General features: G+C 48.8%; 20 protein-coding genes. 16 read left to right on the top strand and 4 right to left on the bottom strand.

Features of this window, described 5'->3' with window-relative positions; all coding sequences use genetic code 11:
• Window positions 1-9: 9 nt before the first annotated feature.
• Complete coding sequence (locus EML15_RS08695; protein ID WP_144275482.1) at window positions 10-990, top strand: aminodeoxychorismate lyase; 981 nt, start codon at window positions 10-12, stop codon at window positions 988-990.
• Window positions 991-1,027: 37 nt separating this feature from the next.
• On the opposite strand, the gene EML15_RS08690 is transcribed toward EML15_RS08695, so the two are convergent.
• The gene (locus EML15_RS08690) at window positions 1,028-1,729 is read right to left on the bottom strand and encodes an FABP family protein (protein WP_144275484.1); all 702 of its coding nucleotides are present in this window, start codon (window positions 1,727-1,729) and stop codon (window positions 1,028-1,030) included.
• A 123-nt stretch (window positions 1,730-1,852) separates the two neighbouring features.
• On the opposite strand from EML15_RS08690, the gene EML15_RS08685 reads away from it, so the two are divergent.
• Complete coding sequence (locus EML15_RS08685) at window positions 1,853-2,980, top strand: diacylglycerol kinase family protein (RefSeq protein ID WP_144275486.1); 1,128 nt, start codon at window positions 1,853-1,855, stop codon at window positions 2,978-2,980.
• An 18-nt stretch (window positions 2,981-2,998) separates the two neighbouring features.
• Here the strand turns inward: EML15_RS08685 and EML15_RS08680 are convergent, their stop codons facing one another.
• Entirely contained in the window at window positions 2,999-3,769 is a 771-nt protein-coding gene (locus EML15_RS08680) for an LmeA family phospholipid-binding protein (RefSeq protein WP_144275488.1), read from the bottom strand.
• Window positions 3,770-3,889: 120 nt separating this feature from the next.
• Between EML15_RS08680 and mshD the strand changes: the two genes are divergently transcribed.
• The 6 genes from mshD to EML15_RS08650 all read left to right on the top strand — a co-directional run bounded on the left by mshD (window position 3,890) and on the right by EML15_RS08650 (window position 11,235).
• Window positions 3,890-4,777: a mycothiol synthase gene (mshD, locus tag EML15_RS08675; protein WP_144275490.1), complete on the top strand. Its 888-nt coding sequence runs from the start codon at window positions 3,890-3,892 to the stop codon at window positions 4,775-4,777.
• A 243-nt stretch (window positions 4,778-5,020) separates the two neighbouring features.
• Window positions 5,021-6,169 carry a phosphate ABC transporter substrate-binding protein PstS gene (gene pstS / locus EML15_RS08670; protein ID WP_144275566.1) on the top strand — a complete coding sequence of 383 codons (1,149 nt, stop codon included), beginning with the start codon at window positions 5,021-5,023 and terminating at the stop codon, window positions 6,167-6,169.
• A gap of 144 nt (window positions 6,170-6,313) precedes the next feature.
• On the top strand, window positions 6,314-7,375 hold the full coding sequence (gene pstC, locus EML15_RS08665; RefSeq protein WP_144275492.1) for a phosphate ABC transporter permease subunit PstC: 1,062 nt from the start codon (window positions 6,314-6,316) through the stop codon (window positions 7,373-7,375).
• A gap of 12 nt (window positions 7,376-7,387) precedes the next feature.
• Complete coding sequence (gene pstA, locus EML15_RS08660; RefSeq protein ID WP_144275494.1) at window positions 7,388-8,284, top strand: phosphate ABC transporter permease PstA; 897 nt, start codon at window positions 7,388-7,390, stop codon at window positions 8,282-8,284.
• Between the two features lie 14 nt (window positions 8,285-8,298).
• Window positions 8,299-9,078, top strand: coding sequence for a phosphate ABC transporter ATP-binding protein PstB (gene pstB / locus EML15_RS08655; RefSeq protein ID WP_144275496.1), 780 nt, complete (start codon window positions 8,299-8,301; stop codon window positions 9,076-9,078).
• 240 nt (window positions 9,079-9,318) lie between these two features.
• Complete coding sequence (locus tag EML15_RS08650; RefSeq protein WP_144275498.1) at window positions 9,319-11,235, top strand: YhgE/Pip family protein; 1,917 nt, start codon at window positions 9,319-9,321, stop codon at window positions 11,233-11,235.
• A gap of 110 nt (window positions 11,236-11,345) precedes the next feature.
• Here EML15_RS08650 and phoU read toward each other — a convergent pair whose 3' ends face one another.
• Both phoU and dusB read right to left on the bottom strand, forming a co-directional pair.
• A complete protein-coding gene (gene phoU, locus EML15_RS08645; protein ID WP_144275500.1) occupies window positions 11,346-12,104 on the bottom strand; it encodes a phosphate signaling complex protein PhoU in 759 nt (252 codons plus the stop codon).
• Between the two features lie 72 nt (window positions 12,105-12,176).
• Window positions 12,177-13,331 carry a tRNA dihydrouridine synthase DusB gene (gene dusB / locus EML15_RS08640; RefSeq protein ID WP_185967244.1) on the bottom strand — a complete coding sequence of 385 codons (1,155 nt, stop codon included), beginning with the start codon at window positions 13,329-13,331 and terminating at the stop codon, window positions 12,177-12,179.
• 209 nt (window positions 13,332-13,540) lie between these two features.
• On the opposite strand from dusB, the gene EML15_RS08635 reads away from it, so the two are divergent.
• From EML15_RS08635 to EML15_RS08600, 8 genes are all read left to right on the top strand, one after another.
• Window positions 13,541-15,055: an acetyl-CoA hydrolase/transferase family protein gene (locus EML15_RS08635; RefSeq protein WP_144275502.1), complete on the top strand. Its 1,515-nt coding sequence runs from the start codon at window positions 13,541-13,543 to the stop codon at window positions 15,053-15,055.
• Between the two features lie 141 nt (window positions 15,056-15,196).
• The gene (locus tag EML15_RS08630; protein WP_144275504.1) at window positions 15,197-15,898 is read left to right on the top strand and encodes a class F sortase; all 702 of its coding nucleotides are present in this window, start codon (window positions 15,197-15,199) and stop codon (window positions 15,896-15,898) included.
• A 291-nt stretch (window positions 15,899-16,189) separates the two neighbouring features.
• On the top strand, window positions 16,190-16,936 hold the full coding sequence (locus tag EML15_RS08625; protein ID WP_210472004.1) for a hypothetical protein: 747 nt from the start codon (window positions 16,190-16,192) through the stop codon (window positions 16,934-16,936).
• A gap of 274 nt (window positions 16,937-17,210) precedes the next feature.
• The gene (locus tag EML15_RS08620; RefSeq protein ID WP_144275510.1) at window positions 17,211-18,044 is read left to right on the top strand and encodes a hypothetical protein; all 834 of its coding nucleotides are present in this window, start codon (window positions 17,211-17,213) and stop codon (window positions 18,042-18,044) included.
• A gap of 231 nt (window positions 18,045-18,275) precedes the next feature.
• A complete protein-coding gene (locus EML15_RS08615) occupies window positions 18,276-19,298 on the top strand; it encodes an ABC transporter substrate-binding protein (protein ID WP_144275512.1) in 1,023 nt (340 codons plus the stop codon).
• 6 nt (window positions 19,299-19,304) lie between these two features.
• A complete protein-coding gene (locus EML15_RS08610) occupies window positions 19,305-20,330 on the top strand; it encodes an iron chelate uptake ABC transporter family permease subunit (protein ID WP_144275514.1) in 1,026 nt (341 codons plus the stop codon).
• Window positions 20,331-20,340: 10 nt separating this feature from the next.
• Window positions 20,341-21,351 (top strand): iron chelate uptake ABC transporter family permease subunit, encoded by a 1,011-nt coding sequence (locus EML15_RS08605; protein ID WP_255456012.1) that lies wholly within the window; start codon window positions 20,341-20,343, stop codon window positions 21,349-21,351.
• The gene (locus EML15_RS08600; RefSeq protein WP_144275518.1) at window positions 21,348-22,115 is read left to right on the top strand and encodes an ATP-binding cassette domain-containing protein; all 768 of its coding nucleotides are present in this window, start codon (window positions 21,348-21,350) and stop codon (window positions 22,113-22,115) included. Before EML15_RS08605 ends, EML15_RS08600 begins: the two co-directional genes overlap by 4 nt.
• Window positions 22,116-22,400: the final 285 nt, after the last annotated feature.

Below are 22,400 nucleotides of genomic sequence, written 5' to 3'. Positions count from 1 at the left end.
TAAGAGACAATGGCAGCTGACCATACCGTACCTGGTGCGCACAGGGAACACGGGGAGCATAAGCACAAACCAGCTGAACCTATCATCATTGCGATTGAGCCTTTTGGTGGTTCAATCAGAAACCACCGACCACAATTGCCGCTTATCTATTGGGATGATGCAGCCGTTACACGCGGTGACGGTATCTTTGAGACTTTTCTCCTCCACAATGGCAAGCTCTGTAATTTTGAGCGCCATAGTGCGCGTTTCCAATCCTCGGCTGCTCTTTTAGATTTGCCGGAACCACATCTTGCCGATTGGGTGCGCGCTACCGAACTTGCCGCCCAACAGTGGCAAGAGCAATGGTTGCGTCGCAAAGCAAGCGGAGCTGATAATAGAACACAATGCCCAGATGCCCGATGCGTATGGACCTATACTCGCGGCAGAGAATCAACCGGACAACCTAGTGCCTGGCTGAGCCTTACCGAAGTAAGCAGTACAATTACACAACAGCGAAAGCATGGAGTAAAAGCCATGACCGCTGCCCGCGGCTATCGCATGAGTGCCACTGAAGAAGAAACTACCATGCCATCGTGGCTGGCAGTAGGAGCAAAAACCCTCAACTATGCTGCGAATATGGCGGCATTGCGCTATGCCAAAAACCACGGCTTTGATGATGTCATTTATGTGGAGGGAGAAAAAATCCTGGAAGGTGCCACCTCAAATGTCGTGCTTGTTCGCGGTGACAAAATACGCACTCCCATACCCGGCGGAGACATTCTAGCCGGTACCGCACAAGCAGCGCTTTTTGACTATGCCAGCACAAGAGGGTGGCGCTGCAAAGCCAAAGACCTATACCTGGAAGATCTCTACAGGGCAGATAGCGTATGGTTGCTCAGCTCTGTGCGCATGGGAGTGCGGGTGCGCAAAATCAATGACATGAAACTTGCGCGCCCTGACAATGAACAGGACATACAGTCCCTGATTGTTTCGGCGCTATCCCAGCCCTAAACGCTACACCGCCAAAGCTGGGGTGCGCCCCCAAAAATTAGCCAATGACCCGGTGGAGCTCTGCAGACATACGAGGACGCAGCTCATTATTAACCAGACGCTCATCGACCCACCCCAAGTTGTTATTAGGCATAAGACCAAACAGCCGCTTACCTGGACCTAAGGTTTGTGGCCCAGTGGCAGTGACCATAGTAGAGGCTGATTCTATTTGCCAAGCGCGTTCATTAACTGGTTGACCATAAAAAATCTCGATAGCACCAGTGGAATGAGCGCACACAACCTCAATTTCATCTTTGAGGTTAATGCGCCAGAAACCAGTTTCTCGCTGGTCAAGACCGGTTGGATTGCCTTGTTCATCGAGTTTCCAGATGCGCGATTCATAAGTGAGGTAATTCTCGCCGTCGTGAGCAAAAGTAATTTGTTGCCCAAAGTTGTACTGTCCGCTTTCTGGAATATCCGCTTGACCAGTGCCGCGCCATACCCCAACTAGCGGCAAGAGAGCGAGCAGACCGTCATGAAGATTAGGACCTTCGCGCAGGTTCGCGGTGTCATCAGGAATGGGAAGATCTCCCAGACCAGGGATATTGCGATGTGCAGTATCTTTCCACTGCTGGGCAGCTTGGTTAACTGCTTCACTACCTGCTAAAGAAATACGTGGTTGCCCACCGGCTGCGGCAGCGTCGCCAGGAGTATCCTGGTGCGGACTCTCAGAAGTGCCAGAAGTATTATCAGAATTCATATAGACAACCCTAAGGGTTTAGCGCAAAAAGTCCAATCACTATCCCACAAACAGCACTGTGCGGCACAATACCGCCCAGCGTAATATGCGTAAGCTCAGCACAATACGATAAAGTGCTAATACGTGCGAGCTTTATTAATCTCCAATCCCCATTCCACCACCCAGACTGCCACGCTCTTTAGTCGCATTATCCCTATTTTGCGTGCAGTGCCGGGAATGGAATTGCTGTCTGTTTTCACTCAACGCGCCGGACACGCGCGCCAGATGTGTGAACAACTCATGGCAGCGCGTAGACAAAGTACACCACTTGCCACCAACGCTGACCCTACGCTGGAGAAAATTATCCGCTTCAACCCTGACACAATCATCGCCGTCGGTGGCGACGGCACGGTCAATGAGGTTATCAATGGGCTTTTAGGCACTGTTTCCTCAGCGACCACCACAACCCAAGGTACTCAAACCATAACGCTCGACGATGTGCCTACGCTGGGAGTCATTCCCACCGGCTCGGCTAATGTTTTTGTGCGTGCGCTTGGATTCCCCCAAGATCCGATTCATGCGACCCAGGTACTTGCACACACTCTTGAACATCAGCAGAAGCGACGCATTGAGCTGGGCACTTGGGAAGATCAGTGGTTTGCGGTCAATGCAGGTTTTGGCATTGACGCCAATGTTATCGCTGAGGTAGAGCGTGCTCGCGAGCGTGGCTTTGCTGCAACACCATTGCGTTATTTGCGTGTGGCATTGCGCGCCTGGTTGAAAACGCGTCGGCAGCCACCGCATATTGATGTGCACGCGGTCAATCGTGATAATGAGGTGCTGGAATTGCAGGAATTGCCGATCTGCATGGCGTCCAATACTAACCCGTGGACATTTCTTGGCCCTTTGCCGGTGGTAACCAATCCGCGCAATTCCTTTGATCTGGGCTTGAGTATTTTTGCCTTGGAAGACATCAGCGGTATTGGCGGTGTAGCAAGTATGATTCACCTGGTTGGTATCGGCAAGCACCAGAAAATCAAAAAGCTTATCGACGGTCGGACTCGGACATTTGACGACGCTACGAGCATTATTCTCGATTGTCATGCGCAGCAGCGATTCCAGGTTGATGGTGAATATGCTGGTAAATACGAGAAAATACGTTTGGGTGCCGTCGCAGATGCACTGTGCGTGTACGCGCCAATAGAGAAAGTACAGCCGACACCGTTGTCGAAGTTGCGCGTTGCGTTTAGTTTCTTTGACTTCCGGCTCTAAGCAGTTCTCTCAGCAGCTCTAGTTTTCGCGGGTTGCCTGAGGATGCGAGACGATGGGGGATAGGTCGTCTTTGGTGATGGTTACATTGCGCTTTTGGGATTGGAAATAGATATTGCCACCAGAAAGATACACATAACTTGCTTGATCTCCCATCGGGAGGGTGGTGGTATCAAATGTGAGGCTAAAAGTCTTGAATATCTCTGCTTTTTTATGTTCATCACCAGCAATGAGGGTGGTGGGGGTGAGATAGAACGCGGAGCCAATGAGCCTCAGAGATGCGGTAACTGTTACAGGTTTTTCATAGTGAGCTGGCGTTCCTCTCAGCTGTACTTCGCTTGCTGTTCCGCCTGACGGGGAGATGTCATAGGGGTTGGATAGCTCTAGATCATGAATGCCGATTAACGAGCCTATGGCAACAGCGTCGAGTCCAATGGTGCGGGAGATAAGTTGTGCAGTGCTGCCTTCGAGTTGACCATTAAGGATATGGTTGCGATCAACTGCTACTTCGGTAAGCACTGTATTGGCGCGAACTAAGCCAAAAGTAGGCACCGAAATATCTGAGATTCCGATTGATACTTCTTTTAGTTTGTTCTGGGCAAACCCAGCGCTAAACGGAACACCACCAACTCGTACATGAGGTGCTATATCAAGACCAGCCGTGTGCTGAACATCATCAGAGATTGCTTTTTCTGCCACAACAGCCAACGAGGCATCGCCAAGAAAGGCAAAGCACGTAACAACCGCTATGCTACTGGCTGTGGTGAGTAAGGCACGAAGAAAAGCATTCACAACTTATATCTTTACTGTATTTTGAGTTTTTGAGCCAGCGGCGCACTGCTGCACCCCGCCCCCTCAAATATGCTACAAAGGCTACAAAAGATTACTGAGAAACTTGTCAGAGGATCATCAATGAGCGCCACCTATCAACTCAGCCAGCATCTCAACCCAGAACAAGCAGTGCACCTTTGTGCCGCTGCCCAACAGCATGATCAGATTGCCCCATTATCAGAGCAATACTTGCGTGGTATCAGTGATAGCACCCTGGGGCATAAGCATATATGCGTCTATCACCCTGACCCTGACACCGATGAGATGATCGCCCTGCTCGCCATTGCTCAACAGAGCGCTGAGCTTGTTGTTGCCCCAGCTTTCCGACGCCAAGGCATTGCCACAACACTCATTGAGTATGGGCAAGAGCACGGGGTAAAAAAGTGGTGGGCGCATGGTAATTTTCCAGCTGTAACACACTTGGCGCAGCGCTTTGGATTAGCAAAGACTCGTGAGCTTTTTGTGATGGGCACGAATACGGGTGGCATGAGCGTCGAAAAGCATATTCCCGCAGGCTTTGTTCAGCTCGATTTGTCTACATTGCGCCAGCGCTATGCAGACGCGGATCAGCAGTGGCTGCGAGTGAATAACGAGGCTTTTTCCTGGCATCCAGAGCAAGGGGGATGGGATGGGCAACGTCTGGCACGTGCTCAGGATACTGAGTGGTTTAATCCTCATGATGTGCTGTTTTTGGTTGAAGAATCAACAGGAGGCATTGCTGGTTTTCATTGGGTGAAGCAGCATGATGAACGCGTCGGAGAAATTTATGTCGTGGGCTTGGCGGATGCGTATCGTGGTCGTGGTCTTGGGCAGCCGCTTATTGTGATGGGAGTCAAACAGTTGATGGCTCATGGGGTTCAGGAGATTATTCTCTATGTTGAATCTGATAATGTGCCTGCTATTCGTGCCTATGAGTCATTGGGTTTTCAGGTACAGCAGCGTCATGGATTATATTCTGCCGCTGAATAACACGTGGGTAAACGGGGATAAGCGCGAGTAAGTGCCAGTAAGCGCAATGAGAAAGTGTGCGCGTGGTGTGCGTTTGCTTAATGCTTTGCGGAAGTTCATGCACAATTAACCCCGGTGGCAATCATTGGACACATAGGGTGCATAAGTTCTTGTGAGGATACAGTCAGATACAGAACTGTCTGTTATTTAGTTAGTAACTTTCTTCGTGAACTTACCGAAAGGTTTTTTGTGAATACCTCATCTATGACTAAGCGTTCTCTTCGTATAAAGGGACTCGGCATTGCTTCTATCGTTGCAGCGAGCGCACTTGTACTTTCTGGTTGCTCCGAGACTGGCTCTCAGTCTGGTTCTTCAAGCTCTGAAGGTTCCTCCAGCAATGGTGCTGCAATCGAAGGCTTGTCAAATACTCAAGGACAGCTTGTTGGTGAAGGCGCTTCTTCTCAGCAAAAAGCAATGGACTACTTCAACGTGAAGTACCAGACTGCTGTTCCAGGTGCTTCTCTTGCATATAACCCAACCGGTTCTGGTTCTGGTCAAGAGCAGTTCATCAACGGTCAGGTAGTATTTGCTGGTTCTGACTCTGCTCTTAAAGAGGAGCAGGTTGCTAAGGCTAAAGAGCGCTGTGGTGGGGCAGATGTATGGCACCTTCCATTCGTGATTGGTCCAGTTGCTATTGCGTATAACGTTCCTGGTGTAGACGACGTAGCGCTCACCACCGACGCTTTGGCAAAGATTTTCAAGGGCGAGATCACTAAGTGGAATGATCCTGCTATTGCTGAGGCAAATGAAGGCGCTGAGCTTCCTGACAAGGACATCAAGGTTGTGTACCGCTCTGATGAGTCTGGTACTTCTGATAACTTCCAGAAGTTCCTTTCTGCTGCGGCACCTGGTGTATGGACATCTGAAGGTAAAGCATTCCCAACTGAGGTTGGTTCCGGTGCTAATGGTTCTTCCGGTGTTGCTAACGAAGTAGAAGCAACTGAAGGTGCAATCACCTATGTTGAGTCTGGCTTCGCTAAAGAAAAGGGACTTTCTGTAGCAAAGATCGACTTCGGTGCAGGCCCAGTAGAGCTTAATGCTGAAACTGTTGGTGCAGCAATCGACGGTTTGGTATTCAAGAGCGAGGGCAATGACATGGTTGTGGATTCAGCTGCATTGTTCTCTCAGAAAGAGGAAGGTCGTTACCCACTCGTTTTGACCACCTACGAGATTGTTTGCTCTGATTACTCCAACACTGATGACACTGAAGGCAGCGGTGCAATGGTGAAAGACTTCCTCACCGTAGCATTGAACAGCCAGGATTCTGAGCTAGAAAACCAAGGCTTCATCCCAGTTGCTCCTGAATCTGCACACGGTAAGCGTCTTGCTGAGGCAGTTGCCGCAATCAAGTAATTCTCTAATTTTCGCATTCAGCCCGGAACTGTATTATGCAGCTTCCGGGTGTGGTGTATAGCCGTCGATAAGCACAGAAAACACGTGCAGCTAGTGCACATGAGTTGCATAAGACATAAGACGCAGACAACTGTGAGGAATGAAATGAGTCCATCCACTCGGCAGGATCTTGCCGAACAACAAGAAACGATAGCAACTGCCTCGCCGGTTGGTGCTGCCGCAGAGACTACTGAGCAGCCGGCGCAACCTGTCGAAAAAGTAAAAAAGTCAGGCAAAAAGCGTTTAGGCGATACTTTCTTTGAGTTTTTCTCTACTGCAGGCGCAACAATTATTACTGTGCTTATCACAGCAATCGCAGCATTCTTGATTTGGCGTGCGGTGCCGGCACTTACTCGAAACGCCGATGGTTTCATTGGCTTTTTTACCTACAGTGATGCTTGGGATACCAGCAATATCGACTCAATGAAATTCGGTATTCCTAATCTTTTCGCTGTGACAGTCCTTATCTCTGTGGTTGCCTTGGCAATCGCCATGCCTATCGCTCTTGGCGTAGCGATCTTCTTGACTAACTATGCGCCAAAGTCGGCGGTGAAACCCCTGGGATTCTTGGTAGATATGCTTGCTGCTATCCCATCCATTGTTTATGGTTTGTGGGGCTGGCAGGTACTCGGTCCTGCTTTGTCTGGATTCTACGAGTGGCTCAACGGCTGGGCAGGCGGCTTCTTCCTCTTTGCCACCTATTCCAACTCGCCATCATTCGACACGGCACGCAACATTATGACTGGTGGCGTGGTATTGGCAGTGATGATTTTGCCTATTATTGCAGCAACTGCTCGTGAGGTATTTGTGCAAACCCCGCGCGGTCATGTGGAATCTGCGTTGGCGTTGGGTGCAACACGTTGGGAAGTGGTGCGCATGAGTGTATTGCCTTTCGGTATGCCAGGTTTCGTTTCTGGTTCCATGCTTGGTCTTGGTCGTGCTCTTGGTGAAACGATGGCATTGTATATGGTTGTCTCACCTTCTTCTGCGTTCCGTTTCTCGCTTTTCGACGGTGGTACTACCTTTGCGACAGCTATTGCTAATGCGGCACCTGAGTTCAATAATGATATTAAAGCGGGCGCATATATTGCAGCTGGTCTAGTGCTTTTCGCCTTGACATTCGTCGTTAATGCCTTTGCCCGTTCTTTAGTCTCGAAGAAGAAATAATCAGGGGGAAAAATGACTACAGCTCTTGCTAAGAAACCGACTTTCACTGGGATTTCTGGTTCCCGTAAAGCCGTCGATAAAGTTATGACCGGCATTATCTACTTCTGTATGTTGCTGGCTTTGGTGCCGTTGGTATGGGTACTGTTTGAGTTGATTAAGCGTGGATTGACGCCAGTGCTTTCACCGCAATGGTGGACTACTTCGCAGTTGGGCATCATGTATACGTCCGCTGGTGGTGGTGCTTTGCACGCTATTGTCGGTACGCTCGTTCAGGTTGGTATCGCCTCCCTTGTTTCCATTCCTATCGGTATTTTTACTGCTATTTACTTGGTGGAGTATGACCGTGGTGGAGCACTTGGTCGTATGACTACCTTTATGGTCGATATTCTCTCTGGTGTGCCGTCGATTGTTGCTGCATTGTTCGTGTACTCAATGTGGATTGTGATGTTTGGTTTTGAGCGCTCTGGTATGGCGGTTGCTATTTCCTTGGTTCTGCTGATGATTCCAGTGGTAGTGCGTAATACAGAAGAAATGCTGCGCATTGTGCCAGTGGAATTGCGTGAATCTTCCTATGCCTTGGGTGTGCCAAAGTGGAAAACCATCATGCGCATTGTGCTGCCGACGGCGCTATCTGGAATCGTGACCGGTATCATGCTTGCGATTGCTCGTGTGATGGGTGAGTCGGCACCAGTGCTGATTTTGGTCGGTGCTACCCAGGCGATTAACTGGGATGCTATGACTGGTCCGCAGTCGTCATTGCCATTGATGATGCTTGATATGTATAAGGCAGGAACCTCAGATGCTGTTTTGGACAAGCTATGGGGAGCTGCATTCACCTTGGTTCTCATTATTGCTGTGCTCAATATCGCGGCACGGTTTATCTCTGCAAAGTTCTCAATCAAACAATAGTTCTGGAGTAATTCATGTCTAAGCTGTCTATTCAAGATCTCAACATCTACTACGACAATGGCAATAAGCATGCTGTAGAAAACGTCAATCTGGAAATTCCTGCACGTGCGGTAACAGCATTCATTGGGCCATCTGGTTGTGGTAAATCTACCGTTTTGCGTTCCCTGAACCGAATGCATGAAGTAACCCCTGGAACTATGGTTAAGGGCAAAATTTTGCTTGATGGGGAAGACATCTACGCCGCAAATGTAGATCCTGTGTCCGTGCGCAGCACCATTGGTATGGTGTTCCAGAAGGCTAATCCTTTTCCAACCATGTCTATTGAAGACAATGTGGTGGCAGGGCTTAAACTTGCTGGCGAAAAGAATAAAAAGAAACTGAAAGAAGTTGCTGAGCGTTCTTTGCGCGGCGCTAACTTGTGGGAAGAAGTCAAAGACCGCTTGGATCAGCCTGCCAACAAGCTCTCTGGTGGTCAGCAGCAGCGTCTATGTATTGCGCGTGCGATTGCGGTAGAGCCAGAAATTTTGCTCATGGACGAGCCTTGTTCTGCCCTTGACCCTCACTCCACTCTTGCGGTGGAAGATTTGATTCATGAGCTCAAGGAAGAGCTGACCATCATTATTGTTACGCACAATATGGAGCAAGCTCGACGAGTTTCTGATCAAACAGCTTTCTTCTCTATTCAGAAGCAGGGCGAGCCTGGTCGTTTGATTGAGGTTGCTGATACAAAGAAGATCTTTAATAATCCTGATTGCAAAGAAACAGAAGATTATGTTTCTGGTCGTTTTGGGTAATCGAGTGGATTAACACCCTAGAGTGCCCCTAAAGAGCACACCCCTGCGGGGGTGTTTTCTTTTATGTCGTTATGTCGATGGGGGTAACCATATGAGTGAGATGAAAATTAAATGCTCTTCTTGCCCTATTGAATGCGATTTTATCCTGAGAGCAGATATTATGTAGGGACAATAGCTTAGGTTGTTAAAACTAAGCGATTGCACATAGAAGATTAGAGTGGGTCATAAGGAATATCAGGTATGAATACTTCGTCATCCGGATTACATCGGATACTAGATTGGCGTCCCCGTAGCGCTTTTGCTCGGACTCTCATTGTGTTACTTCTTGTGGTGCCACTGGCTGTCGCCGTGGCATATATGTGGACAATGTGGGATCCACGTCATTACCTTCATGATGTGAAGCTGGCAGTGGTCAATAAAGATACTGGTGCTGCACAAAATGGTAAGCAAGAGCAATTTGGGCAAAAAGTTGCTGAGGGATTGATCGATACTGAGTATCTCAATTTTGAGCCGGTAAGCGTCGAGGAAGCAGAAAAGGGTTTGGTAGAAGGGAAGTATCTTTTTACTGTGGAGATCCCAGAGGATTTCTCGCAAAAAGTGCTTACCGTTGTGAGCGATCAACCCCAGCAGCCTGTGATTGATGTTTCGTATAACGATTACAACGGTACAAATACGCCATTGCTCACCAATGCGTTGGTATCAGAGATCCAAAAGAGTGTGTCTAAAGGTATTCAGCGAGGTTATGCTGAGCAGATTTTGAGCGGAATGAAGCAGCTCGGTGAGGGGCTTGGCACCGCAGCTGATGGTGCCGCTCAATTGGATAATGGTGCTACCAAATTGCATGACGGTACTACTCAGGGCGTTGATGGTGCGCGCCAGCTCAAAGAGGGCACCACAAAGCTACTAGATGGCTCCAACCAACTTGTCTCGGGGCAGGATCAGATACTAGATGGTACCCGTCAGCTTGGCGACGGCATGACGCAAATTGATGATGGTGTCGGGAAATTGACAGATACCATGTTGCCTTTAGTGGAGCAGGTGCAAAATCTGGCTAGCACAATTCAACCCATGATTGATTCCATGCGCATGATTGGTCTTAATGCTCAAGCAGATCAGCTCCAAAGCCAGTTGGCGCAGCTCAATAACTCTAATCCAGAAAATATGGCAGCACAGTTGCGCAAATTAAAAGATGGTACTGCCCAGGTGCGCTACAACCTCACTGATCCTTCATCGCAATATCTTGGTGGTATGCTCAAGCTCAACGATGGGCAGCACCAGCTTAACGACGGTATCGTCCAGCTTGATAATGGAGTAGGTCGTCTTTATGACGGAACTCAACAGCTCAACGCGGGAACTCAACAACTCAAAGACGGTACCACTCAGCTTTCTACTGGCCTAAGTGCTGGTGCAGCCCAGGCGCCAAAGATCAATGATTTGCCAGGCTCTGTGCAGCAAATGTCCGTGCCTATTATTTATGAGAGCAACAACGCTCACGCGGTACAGACTCAAATGGATGAGCATGACCCCACTCAGCTAAAGCTCAACGGTGGTGTGTCTATGATTTTGATTCTGGTCTTTGGATTCTTGCTCATGGCGGTTGTGGCAATGTTGTTGCCGGATGTACTGGGACGTATGCGCAAGACTAAGGCAATGATTCCAGCAATATGGTCGTTCTTTGTGACATCGGTAGTTAATATGATTGTGCTCTTGGTTATGGCAGGTGTATCGACCACAATGAACTGGAAACCGGAAAATTGGGGTGCGGTGCTACTCGTTCTTGCCCTCATTGCTATGACTGGTGCTGCCGTCTACCAGTTCTTCCTGGTACTCTTTGGTCGCCTCGTCGGTGGTATTTTCTCCTTAGGCTTCTTAGGCTATGGTGCTTTCTCCTTCGGTGGCATTTGGCCACTATCGCTGACCCCAAGCGCACTAAAGATATTCCACAGTGTGCACCCTATGTCCTATGCTCGTTATGCTTTCGTGCGTGCCACCGACGGCATTATTGACTCAACATTCTGGGTTGGCATTATCGGGCTTGTGCTGAGCATTGTGCTTTCTCTCGCACTGACCTATCTTGTTCGAGTATTGCGCGTTCGACGCAATAAGGAACAAGAACTGCTCAGCGCCCAGCACACTCAGCAGTTCGGCATTGCCTAATGGGTATTGCCTAATGAATGCGGACTGGCTGGTGCCAGTTGAGGCATGAAGAAAAAACTCGGTGTCTTGCTTTTGCCAAGGCACCGAGTTTTCTTAATTTTTTATTGCCGTTATTCTTCCGAGGGCAGAGAACCGCGATAAGAGCGACTAAATTGCTTCTCTAGCTGCTGGAACCTCTGGGCAAATTCCTTTTCTGCTTCTTGTGCTTTTCGCTCATCGAGATAAGCGGAAGAGTCTAGTCCTGTGACCAAGAAAATGATTTGCGCTGCCACATTGACGCAGTGGTCGGCAAACCGCTCAAAGTATCGGGCGATAAGCGCCATGTCTACTGCTTCTTTGGTGGTGTATTTCCACGGGCGCGTGGTCAAAATCGCCATGAGATGACGATGTAAATCATCAACAGCATCATCATCTTCCTGGAGTTTTAGCGCATCTTCTGGGTCAGGTGCAATGAGAATATCTCGAATTTGCCCTAACATACTGGTGCATAAGCGAATTATCTCTTGAAAATAACCCAAGTATTCCTCAGGAACGGTGAACTCTGGGTAGCGTCGTCGCGCCGACTTAGCAGTGTGCTGCATAAGAGTACCCATGCGGCTGAAATCCTGCACGATATGAATTGAGCTAATCACCTGTCGCAGATCACGTGCAATGGGTGCTTCTAGCACTAGCAAATCAATGGCGCGCTGAGTACATCGTGCTTGTATTTCGTTTAGATCATCAGAAAGAGAAAGAGCGTCTTCAGCTTCTTGAAGTGACTGCCCAATTAATGCTTTCGACGCTTTGCCAAGGAGAACCGACACGGTATCACACATAATGATGAGGTCGTGAGCAAAGACATCGAGACTTTCCTGATAAGCAGTACGCATGAGGACACTATAGAACAATCGCTATATTTTCGCGTGTCGAGCGAAAAGGGTTTGCTTAGGGTTTACCAGCTATTAACCGCCCGAATGCATAATATCGGCGCCTTCCGGTACCCGGTCATCTTCTGGATCATCTAACCAACCTTCAGGGAGTAGCACTTTTGCAGGGGATCCTTGGCGTCCTCGCGCGCCATCGGCATCATCTGCCAAGGCAGTGCTGTCTTGCCACGGAGCCAGAGCTTCCCGCAATTGCTCAAGTGTGCTTATTCGAGATAACGCTGCGCGTACTTCGCCACCCACAGGGAAACCACGCAAATACCAACCCATATGTTTGCGCAGATCACGGCAGCCTTTTTCCTCGCCGTCGTGTGCCACTAATAACTGTGCATGGCGATAAATGATGCGAGTTACCTCACCTAAAGTGGGTTGCGCCGGCAATTCTTTGCCGCTCAACGCTGCGCTAAGCTCGGGGAATAACCACGGGCGACCAAGGCAGCCGCGACCCACGACCACCCCATCGCAACCAGTCTCTGCCATCATTTTCTGGGCGTCGTAAGCATTAAAAATATCGCCATTGCCGAGTACGGGAATGCCGGTGTGCGCCAAATGCTGCTTGAGTGCGGTGATTTCTTGCCAATCAGCGTTGCCGGAATAGCGTTGTGCTGCGGTTCTGGCGTGGAGGGCTACGGCTGCCGCCCCTTCTTCCACAGCGATACGTCCTGCGTCGAGATGTGTTTTGTGTTCCTCATCAATGCCTACGCGGAACTTTACTGTGACAGGAATATCTGTGCCCTCGGTTGCGCGCACTGCTGCTGCAACGATATTGCCGAATAAGCGTCGTTTATAGGGGAGGGCGGAGCCGCCACCGCGCCTGGTTACTTTGGGTACTGGGCATCCAAAGTTCATGTCGATATGGTCGGCGAGATTTTCCTCGACGATCATCTTTGCGGCTTTATAGGTGTATTCCGGGTCGGTGGTGTAGAGCTGTAGGCTGCGTGGATTCTCGCTGGGGGCAAAGGTAATCATGTGCATTGTTTTTTCGTTGCGTTCTACCAAAGCGCGCGCGGTAATCATTTCGCATACGTAAAGACCAGCTACAGTGCCTGTTTTCTCGATTTCTTGTTCTCGGCACAGGGTGCGGAAAGCGACATTTGTCACTCCTGCCATGGGTGCAAGAACCACGGGGGAGTGCAGTGTTAAAGAACCGATTGCAAGACTCACTGTAGCCATTGTTCTCTTTTCTTGCGATGAATACAAATGCGTGTGCGGAATGTGTTGTGGATTATGTGAGGAATGACGGATTCGCAAAAAGTAAAAAAAAAGGGGGTGAGGTTATGGGGGTGATAGCTAAGGTAAAACGTGTTATGGGTTACTATTGTGGCTGTCATAACTAAAAACCTATGCTTTGTGATGTTTCACAGTTCATATGAGGAGGATTGATGTCTGAGCGTATTGCGAATGCCAAGCTAAGCAGCAAGGTAATGACTGCCCAAGAAGCCGCTCAATTCGTTAATAACGGTGACACCGTCGGAATGTCTGGCTTTACTGGCGCAGGCTATCCAAAAGCACTTCCAACTGCTATTGCTGAGCGTGCGAAAGAAGCTCATGCTCGTGGTGATGAGTACAAGATCAATGTATTCACAGGTGCATCTACTGCTCCTGATTGTGATGGTGTGCTTGCAGAAGCAGATGCTATTGGCCTGCGTATGCCTTACCAGTCTGACCCAATTTTGCGTAGCAAAATTAACGAGGGCGTGAGTGAGTATGTTGACTACCACCTATCTGAGTCTGGTCTTTATGTAGAGCAGGGTTTCTTCGGCAAGATGGATGTTGCCATTGTTGAGGCTGTGCGCATTACTGAAGATGGCAGCATTGTTCCTTCTTCCTCAATTGGTAATAACGTGGAATACCTTGATAATGCAGAAAAAATCATTATCGAGGTGAACTCCTGGCAGTCCTTGGAGCTAGAGGGTATGGCGGATATTTACCGCATTAACCGCTTGCCTAATCGTCAGCCAATCCCATTGACTGCACCTGAGCAGCGCATTGGTACCACCACCATCGACATTGATCTTGACAAAGTCATCGCTGTGGTAGAAACAGACGCCCCAGATCGCAATGCGCCATTCAAGCCTATTGACGACCAATCACGTCAGATTGCTGGTCACTTCCTTGACTTCCTTGAGGGTGAGGTTGCAGCTGGTCGCCTCAGCTATGACGGCTACATTATGCAGTCTGGTGTAGGTAATGTGCCTAATGCTGTGATGGCAGGTTTGTTGGACTCCAAGTTTGAGAACATCAAGGCATACACTGAGGTTATTCAGGACGGTATGGTTGATCTTATCGACGCAGGTAAGATGACTGTGGCTTCTGCAACTTCCTTCTCCTTGTCGCCTGAGTATGCAGAGCGCATGAATAATGAAGCATCACGGTATGCAAAGCAAATTATTTTGCGTCCGCAGCAGATTTCTAACCACCCAGAGTTGGTGCGTCGTCTTGGCTTGATCGCTACTAATGGTTTGATCGAGGCAGATATTTACGGAAACGTAAACTCCACCAATGTTGTTGGTTCTCGCATTATGAATGGTGTCGGTGGTTCCGCAGACTTCACTCGTAATGGATTCATCTCCTCATTCATCACGCCTTCCGACGCTAAGGGCGGAGCTATTTCCGCTATTGTTCCTTTCGTATCTCACGTGGATCACACTGAGCAAGATGTCAAGGTCATTATCACTGAGTATGGTTATGCGGATCTTCGTGGTTTGCCACCACGTCGTCGTGCGCAAAAGATTATTGACATTGCACATCCTGATTACCGTCCACTCTTGCAGGATTACTATGATCGTGCCCTTGCATACGCTCAGGAGAACAAGCTCATGCATACTCCACACTTGCTTGGTGAAGCATTGAGTTTCCATCAGCGTTTCCAAGAGACTGGAACGATGAAGAAGTAAAAGAGAAGTAAAGATTTGCTTTCTCCTATTTACACCCACATAGCTGTGATGTAGTATCCCTCAATGGCTATGTGGGTTTCTTTATGGAAAATCCTGAGTAAAAGTGACATAAACCCCGAAGGGTAAATGAAGGGTAAAAAGATGAATGCACAGTTTGTGCCAGAAAAAAGCCAAAAATCAAAAGGAATACTCATCGCGTTAGCTGCGGCAGTTGTGGTGATTATTGCGGTTGTGAGCTTTATTTTCTTGGGGAAGAATACTGATTCCACTTCCACTCAAACAAGCGCTGCGAGTGTTTCTGAAACTACAGAGAGTTTCGAGCGTCCCAGCGACGGCTATGTGGATGACTCAGGTGCACAGCAGTCATTAGAAGCTCCGGCAGTAGGTGAAGCTGAAAACGTAACCACAATGTCCATGATGATTGCTGGCGCGCAGGCTCCTATTGATTTTGTGCAGCTTACCGACACGGGCACTCTCTTGCCTCCTGAGGACGTTAGTCGGCTGGGCTGGTATTCTGCCTCTGCTGTTCCAGGCAGTAACGCCAATGACGGCACCACTGTGATCACTGGACACGTTAATGACGCCTCCCAAGGTGCTGGATACGCTTTCCAATTCACAAAACTACAGCTTGGCGACGAAATCTCAATTAACGTCGATGGTCAAGAACGGAAATTCCGAGTATCCATCGCACCACAGCACTATCTCAAAGGCTCAGAAATGCCTGAGGTTGTGAATCGGGATCAAGGTGCAAACCAGTTGGTGCTCATTACCTGTGGCGGTCGCTTTGTGGGTGGAACTTTAGGTTATGAGGACAATATCATCACCGTTGCTGATCCGGTGTAGCTCATGAGCGCATAAAGAGTAATCCTAGAAACTACTCCAGTGGGGAAGAATCACCCCTGGGGTAGTTTTTTCATTTTGGACTTTTGAGGAGGTGTTGTGGCTGCTTGATTGATGGTTTAGTGAGGTGATAAGTGGGTAAATTTTTATGAAACTTTCAGTTTGGGGCTTGACTGAGCGAATTTTATTCACAACAATGGTTACTGGTCTGACATGAAGACAAGCGCTTTATCTGCGTAGATGAAGTTGCTTAGATCCGTTTAAGAATAAAAAGAAAAAGGATAGGAAGTACCTATGTCCCACTTCTCTCGACGTGCACTAGCTGTTGCTGCTGCATCAACTTTGGCTGTTTCCTCTTTGACCGGCGTTGCTTTCGCTTCTTCAGGAAGTGGCGCTTCTCTTCAAGGAGCTTCTGAAAAGTCTTCTGATGCTTCAACTCCGGATGCTGGCGATGCAAGCGTTAAGTCTTCTACTCCTGTTGCTCCTGCTCAGGGGGGGGGTAACGAGTCCGAGGATGTAGCGCCTCAGTCTCCTGCGCCTTCTACTACTCCTGCTAAGGACGCTCCTGCTGAGTCTGAGACTCCTGCTGCGGGTGAAGAGTCTGCTGATTCCGAGGCTCCTGCTAGCACCAAAGAAGAAGCTCCTTCTGAGGACGTAAAGCCTTCTGAATCTGAGGCTGCTGCTGCGGATGCAGAGCCTTCTGAGTCCAAGGCTGCTTCCTCTTCTGCTGCTTCTGAGTCCAAGGCTGCTGCTACCACTTCTGCTAAGGAAGAGGAGAAGAAGGAAGAGCCAAAGCCTGTTGTTCCTGCTCCTGTTGCTCCTGCCAAGGAAGAGAAGAAAGAAGAGAAGAAGGAGGCTCCAAAGCCTGCTGCTTCTGTAAAGAAAGAAGCTCCTAAGGCTAAAGCTAAGGCTACTTCCTCTGCCGCTAAGAAGGCTCCTACCGGTAAGCCACTAGCTTCTAACGCTAAGCGTAAGGCTGTGAAGTCTGTACCTTCTGGTGCTACCGGTGACAACGCAGCTGTTCCTGCTTACATCGGCTAAGCATTTTCTTTCTGTATAACTACTCCGCGCAAGCATGACGAAGTGTTTGCCCGGAGTATTATCTATTTTTCTCGTTGTGGGTTCGTGTGTTTTTCTAGATGAATTTTAGCTAAACTTTCCTCAAGCGACTTGCAAGTAACTTGACTGAGAAAATCTTATTAACCACAATAATGAATGTTCGATATGTTGGCTAAGTTCCTCATTATTACAGGAAATCTAAATATCTTGTATTGGTCGGGTGCTTAGAGAATCTAAGAATAAATAGGATGTATTCATGTTTCATTTCTCTCGACGTGCACTAGCTGTTGCTGCTGCGTCAACTTTGACTGTTTCTTCTCTTACCGGTGTAACTATCGCTAATGCTCAAGCTGGTGGCGGTAATGGCAACTCCCCAGGTTTTATTGTGACAGAAACAGTCAATGCTCAGCCTACCGGTGCTATTTGCGCTTCAACTGGTGGTAAAGATGGTCTTACAGCCTGCACTGATGGCAAGGACGATAAAAAAGAAGACACTCCTGCTGCTCCTGCTGCTTCTACTCCTGCAACAACTTCTCCTGCGCCAAAGGAATCAGTAGTGACTACCACTGTCACCACAACTGACAAAGAGGAAGTTGCTGACCAGAAGCCTGCTAAAGAAGACAATAACCCTGCTATTAGCCAGGGAACTTCTAATGGTGAAACATGTCAGGTAATTGGTGGCATTAAGCAATGCGCACCAGCTCCTGCTGCACCTGAAAATTCTCCTGCTCAAGAGGCGCCTACTTCTCCAGCTGACGTAGCTGCTACGACAAGCGCTGCAGAGCTTACTTCAGAGAAGAAAGAGGAGCCTGCTGCTCCAGCTACCACTCCTGCTAAGGAAGAGGAGAAGAAGGAAGAGCCAAAGCCTGCTGCTCCAGCTCCTGCTCCTGTCAAGGAAGAGAAGAAGGAGGCTCCAAAGCCTGCTGCTCCTGCAAAGAAAGAAGCTCCTAAAGCTAAGGCTACTACCTCTGCCGCTAAGAAAGCTCCTACTGGTAAGCCACTAGCTTCTAACGCTAAGCGTAAGGCTGTGAAGTCTGTACCTTCTGGTGCTACTGGTGACAACGCAGCTGTTCCTGCTTACATCGGCTAAAGTTTAGGCAAAACTGACTGTCTTTCGCTTTTTATTCATGCTCTGTATTGCGTTTTCCGCAGTGCAGAGCATTTTTGTATGTTTCCCCAAAAACATATTGGACTAATTAGGTTAGCCTAGCTAAAATGTACGCGGTAATGAGATGTATGTGCTTGTCGACGAACACCCAAGCCAAAAATTTAGGTGAGCGTCGATAAGCAAAAATCTGTGACTCCTCGAGAAAAGGAAAGAATGTTTACTAAGTTTTCTAAACTCGCCGTCGTCGTTGCTACCGCAAGTATTGCGCTAACTGGTTGTTCCCAAGGCGCTTCGGATTCTGCTCAAGAAAAATCCAGCGAGAAAACCTCGAACGCCACATCGGCTGCGGCGGAGAATACAACCCTGAGTATCACCGATAACCACGGCACTGTGGAAATCAAAACTCCAGTTTCACGCCCTGTGTCCACTGATAACCGCACTTTTGAGGTTCTCGACCAGTGGGGTGTGAAACTGGTAGCTGCCCCCAAAATGCTTGTTCCGTCCACCATTCCTGACTACAAAAACGATGATGAGATTCTCGACATTGGTTCTCATAAAGAACCAAATCTTGAGGTGATCGTCGCAGCGGAACCTGACCTCATTATCAATGGTCAGCGTTTTGGGCGCTCCTACGAGCAAATCAAGGAAATGAATCCAGATACCCCTATTGTTGAGTTGGAGCCTCGCGAAGGGGAGCCATTTGCCGATGAGCTTAAGCGCCAAGTCACCGAGCTAGGAAAAATCTTCGACAAAGAAGATGAAGCCCAGAAGTTGATCGAAGACTTTGATAAAGCTGTAGAGCGCGCTAAGAAAGCATATAACGGCAACGATACCGTCATGGCTGTGAATGTTTCCGGTGGTCAGATTGGGTATGTAGCGCCTAGCACTGGCCGTGTATGGGGTCCGGTATTTGACCTGCTAGGTCTTAAGCCTGCACTAGAGGTTCCTAATGCTTCTGATAACCACAAGGGTGATGACATTTCCCCAGAAACAATCGCTGAATCTAACCCTGACTGGATTTTTGTTCTTGACCGCGACGGCGCCATCAGCAAAGGCAAGGACGGCTACACCCCGGCTTTGGATGTCATCAAGAACAACCCAGCACTGGGTAATGTGGCGGCAATTAAAGATGAGAAAACTGTGTTGGCTCCTGAGGATACCTACACCAATGAGTCCATCATCACCTACACCGAGATCTTGAACTCTATTGCTGATTCTTTCGAGGCGAAGAAATAACGCTACATGAGCACCCAACCCCAACTCAGCCCTGTTTCTCGTGCTTCCGCTACGCCTCGTGGTTCTGGTACTTTTCGTGCGGGCGGCGCACTTTTTAACTGGACACTCCTGCTAGGCATAGTGGCAGTAGCGTTTTTGCTCCTACTGTCCCTGCTGACAGGCGAGTACGATATTTTCAGCAAAGGCGATGGGCGCGAGATTTTCCTCAGTATCCGCATCCCACGCACTGTGGCTCTTGTCCTCTCCGGTGCGGCTATGGCAATGAGCGGTCTGGTTATGCAGCTCATCACCCAGAACCGCTTTGTGGAACCCACAACCACAGGCACGACCGAGTGGGCTGGGTTGGGTTTGCTCTTCGCTATGGTCTTTGTACCAGGTTCTTCCATCCTGGGGAAGATGGTGTGCGCAGTGATTTTTTCTTTCATTGGCACCATGGTTTTCTTTTTATTCTTACGACGCATCTCTTTGCGTTCTTCCCTCGTCGTTCCCATTATCGGAATCATGCTGGGGGCGGTGGTGAGCTCCGTGTCCATGTTCTTTGCTCTCAAAACGGACACTTTGCAATCCCTCGGAGTGTGGTTTCAGGGGAGTTTCACCTCCGTCTATAAAGGACAATATGAGGTGTTATGGCTGGTCTTAGCTATTGTGATCGCTGTTTTTATTCTTGCTGACCGTTTGACCATTGCTGGTCTTGGTGAGGATGTAGCAACTAATGTGGGCTTGAACTATAACCGCATTGTGATTATTGCTACTGGGCTTATTGCTATTGCTACTGGCGTGGTCACTGTTGTTGTCGGAAGTTTGCCCTTTCTGGGATTGATTGTGCCTAATATCGTCAGCATGTGGCGCGGCGACGATGTTCGCAGCAATCTACCTTGGGTGTGCCTTGCTGGAATTGCTCTGATTACCACCTGTGACCTGCTGGCTCGCACCATTATTTCTCCTTTTGAGATTCCTGTATCTGTCATTCTTGGTGTCATTGGTGCTGTTGTGTTTGTGGTGCTGATTGTGAGGGGAGCTCGTCGTGGCTAAAGCAGTTTCAGTGGCTAGAACTGCCAGCTCAGGGCCTTTTCATTCCACACAAGCCAGGTGGCGTTATTGGTTGATTTTGTGTGCGGTGCTCGTCGTGGGCGTGGGGTGTGCGGCTGGACTGTTGGCGTACAAGAACCCTGTGGAGTTTGGAACCAGGGCGTTTTGGCTTATCGCTAAGCATCGTCTCGACGGTGTGATCGCTATGGCGATTGTGGCTTTCTGTCAAGGAATAGCCACAGTTGCTTTCCAAACAGTGACCAATAACCGCATTGTCACCCCCTCCATCATGGGCTTTGAGTCCCTCTACCGGGCTATCCACACCACCACGATTTTTCTCTTCGGCGCCGTTGGCTTCATTCAAGCCAGCACCACAGGAATGTTTGTGCTGCAAATAGTGCTCATGGTGGCGTTGTCTCTGCTACTGTATTCCTGGCTGCTGACAAGCAAGCACGCCAATATCCATGCCATGCTCTTAATCGGTGTGGTCATCGGCGGGGGATTAGGTTCCCTATCTGCATTTATGCAAAGACTGCTCACCCCCAGTGAGTTTGATTTGCTCACGACGCGCCTCTTCGGCTCAGTCACCAATGCAGACTCTGAGTATTATCCCATTGCCATTCCGCTGTGCCTCTGCGCCGGGGTTGCTATTGTGTTGTGTTCTCGGAAAATGAATGTGCTCTTGCTAGGGCGTGAGGCAGCAACAAATCTAGGAGTCAACCATAAAAGACTATCCATTTTTATTCTTGTGATGGTGTCTATCCTCATGGCGGTGTCCACAGCCCTTGTGGGGCCCATGACTTTCCTAGGTTTCCTCGTTGCTACCTTGACTTACCAGTTAGCTGGGTCTTTTGATCATCGCTATATTTTTCCTCTTGCTGTGGCATTAGGATTTGTTATTTTGACTGGCGCATATTTTGTGATGAATCACATTTTCTATGCTCAAGGCACAGTATCCATCATTATTGAATTCGTCGGAGGCTCTGTGTTTTTGTTTGTACTGCTGAGAAGGGGACGTTTGTGATAAAACTCAACGCCGTTAGCAAAAAATATGATTCCCGCTCAGAAGAATCAGTGCAGATCGGTCCAGTGACTTTAGAGATTCCCGCAGGCGGTATCACTGCTTTAGTGGGGCCCAATGGTGCTGGAAAATCTACCCTCCTGACCATGATTGGGCGCTTACTGGGCATTGACAGTGGGCAGATCTCTGTTGCTGGTTTGGATGTATCCAGCACAAAAAGCGCTGATCTAGCTAAGATTCTTAGTATTTTGCGCCAAGAAAATCACTTTGTGACCCGTCTGACGGTACGGCAGCTTGTGGGCTTTGGGCGTTTTCCCTATAGCAAAGGGCGTTTAACTGCCGCAGATGAGGAGATTATCTCCCGCTATATTGACTTCTTCAATTTGAGTTCTTTGGAAACCCGCTACCTCGATGAGCTTTCAGGAGGGCAACGCCAACGCGCCTACGTAGCGATGGTGCTGTGCCAAGAAACGGATTATATTCTTCTCGACGAACCCCTGAATAACCTCGACATTGCTCATTCTGTTGAGATGATGAAGCATTTGGAGCAGGCTGCCCGTCAGTTTGGGCGCACTATTATCGTCGTACTGCATGATATTAATTTTGCCGCACGTTATGCGCAGTATATTTGTGCAGTTAAAGATGGCCGTATTGCCCGCTTTGGTTCTGCCGCAGAAATTATGGACGACGCTACCCTCAGCGAGATTTTCAATACTCCTATCCAGGTTATTGACGGCCCGGACGGTCCCATCGCCTGCTATCACTAGAGTTCGGCGCTAACACAGTGAATGCCGAACGTGTCGAAATTTTGCCGTTTTTTCGACATATCCCTCTCACATCTGCGGATTAAAAACATCGTTTCAGAACTTCTTGAACCCTATTTGAGATGCCGCTTCCACATTGATTTATATTTTTCTTTCGACGTGTTTTTGTGGTGTTGTGGTGGGGATTTGTGTTTTTTTGTTGGGGTGTGTAACTTTGTGTGAGTCGCTCAGGGCGGTTGTGCTTGTGGGTGGTGGGGGATTCCATTGTGATGCATGGTTTGTTGTGTG

The organism is Corynebacterium sp. sy017 (assembly GCF_017918135.1).
Classification (GTDB): domain Bacteria; phylum Actinomycetota; class Actinomycetes; order Mycobacteriales; family Mycobacteriaceae; genus Corynebacterium.
This window is presented reverse-complemented; position numbering and strand designations above follow the sequence as displayed.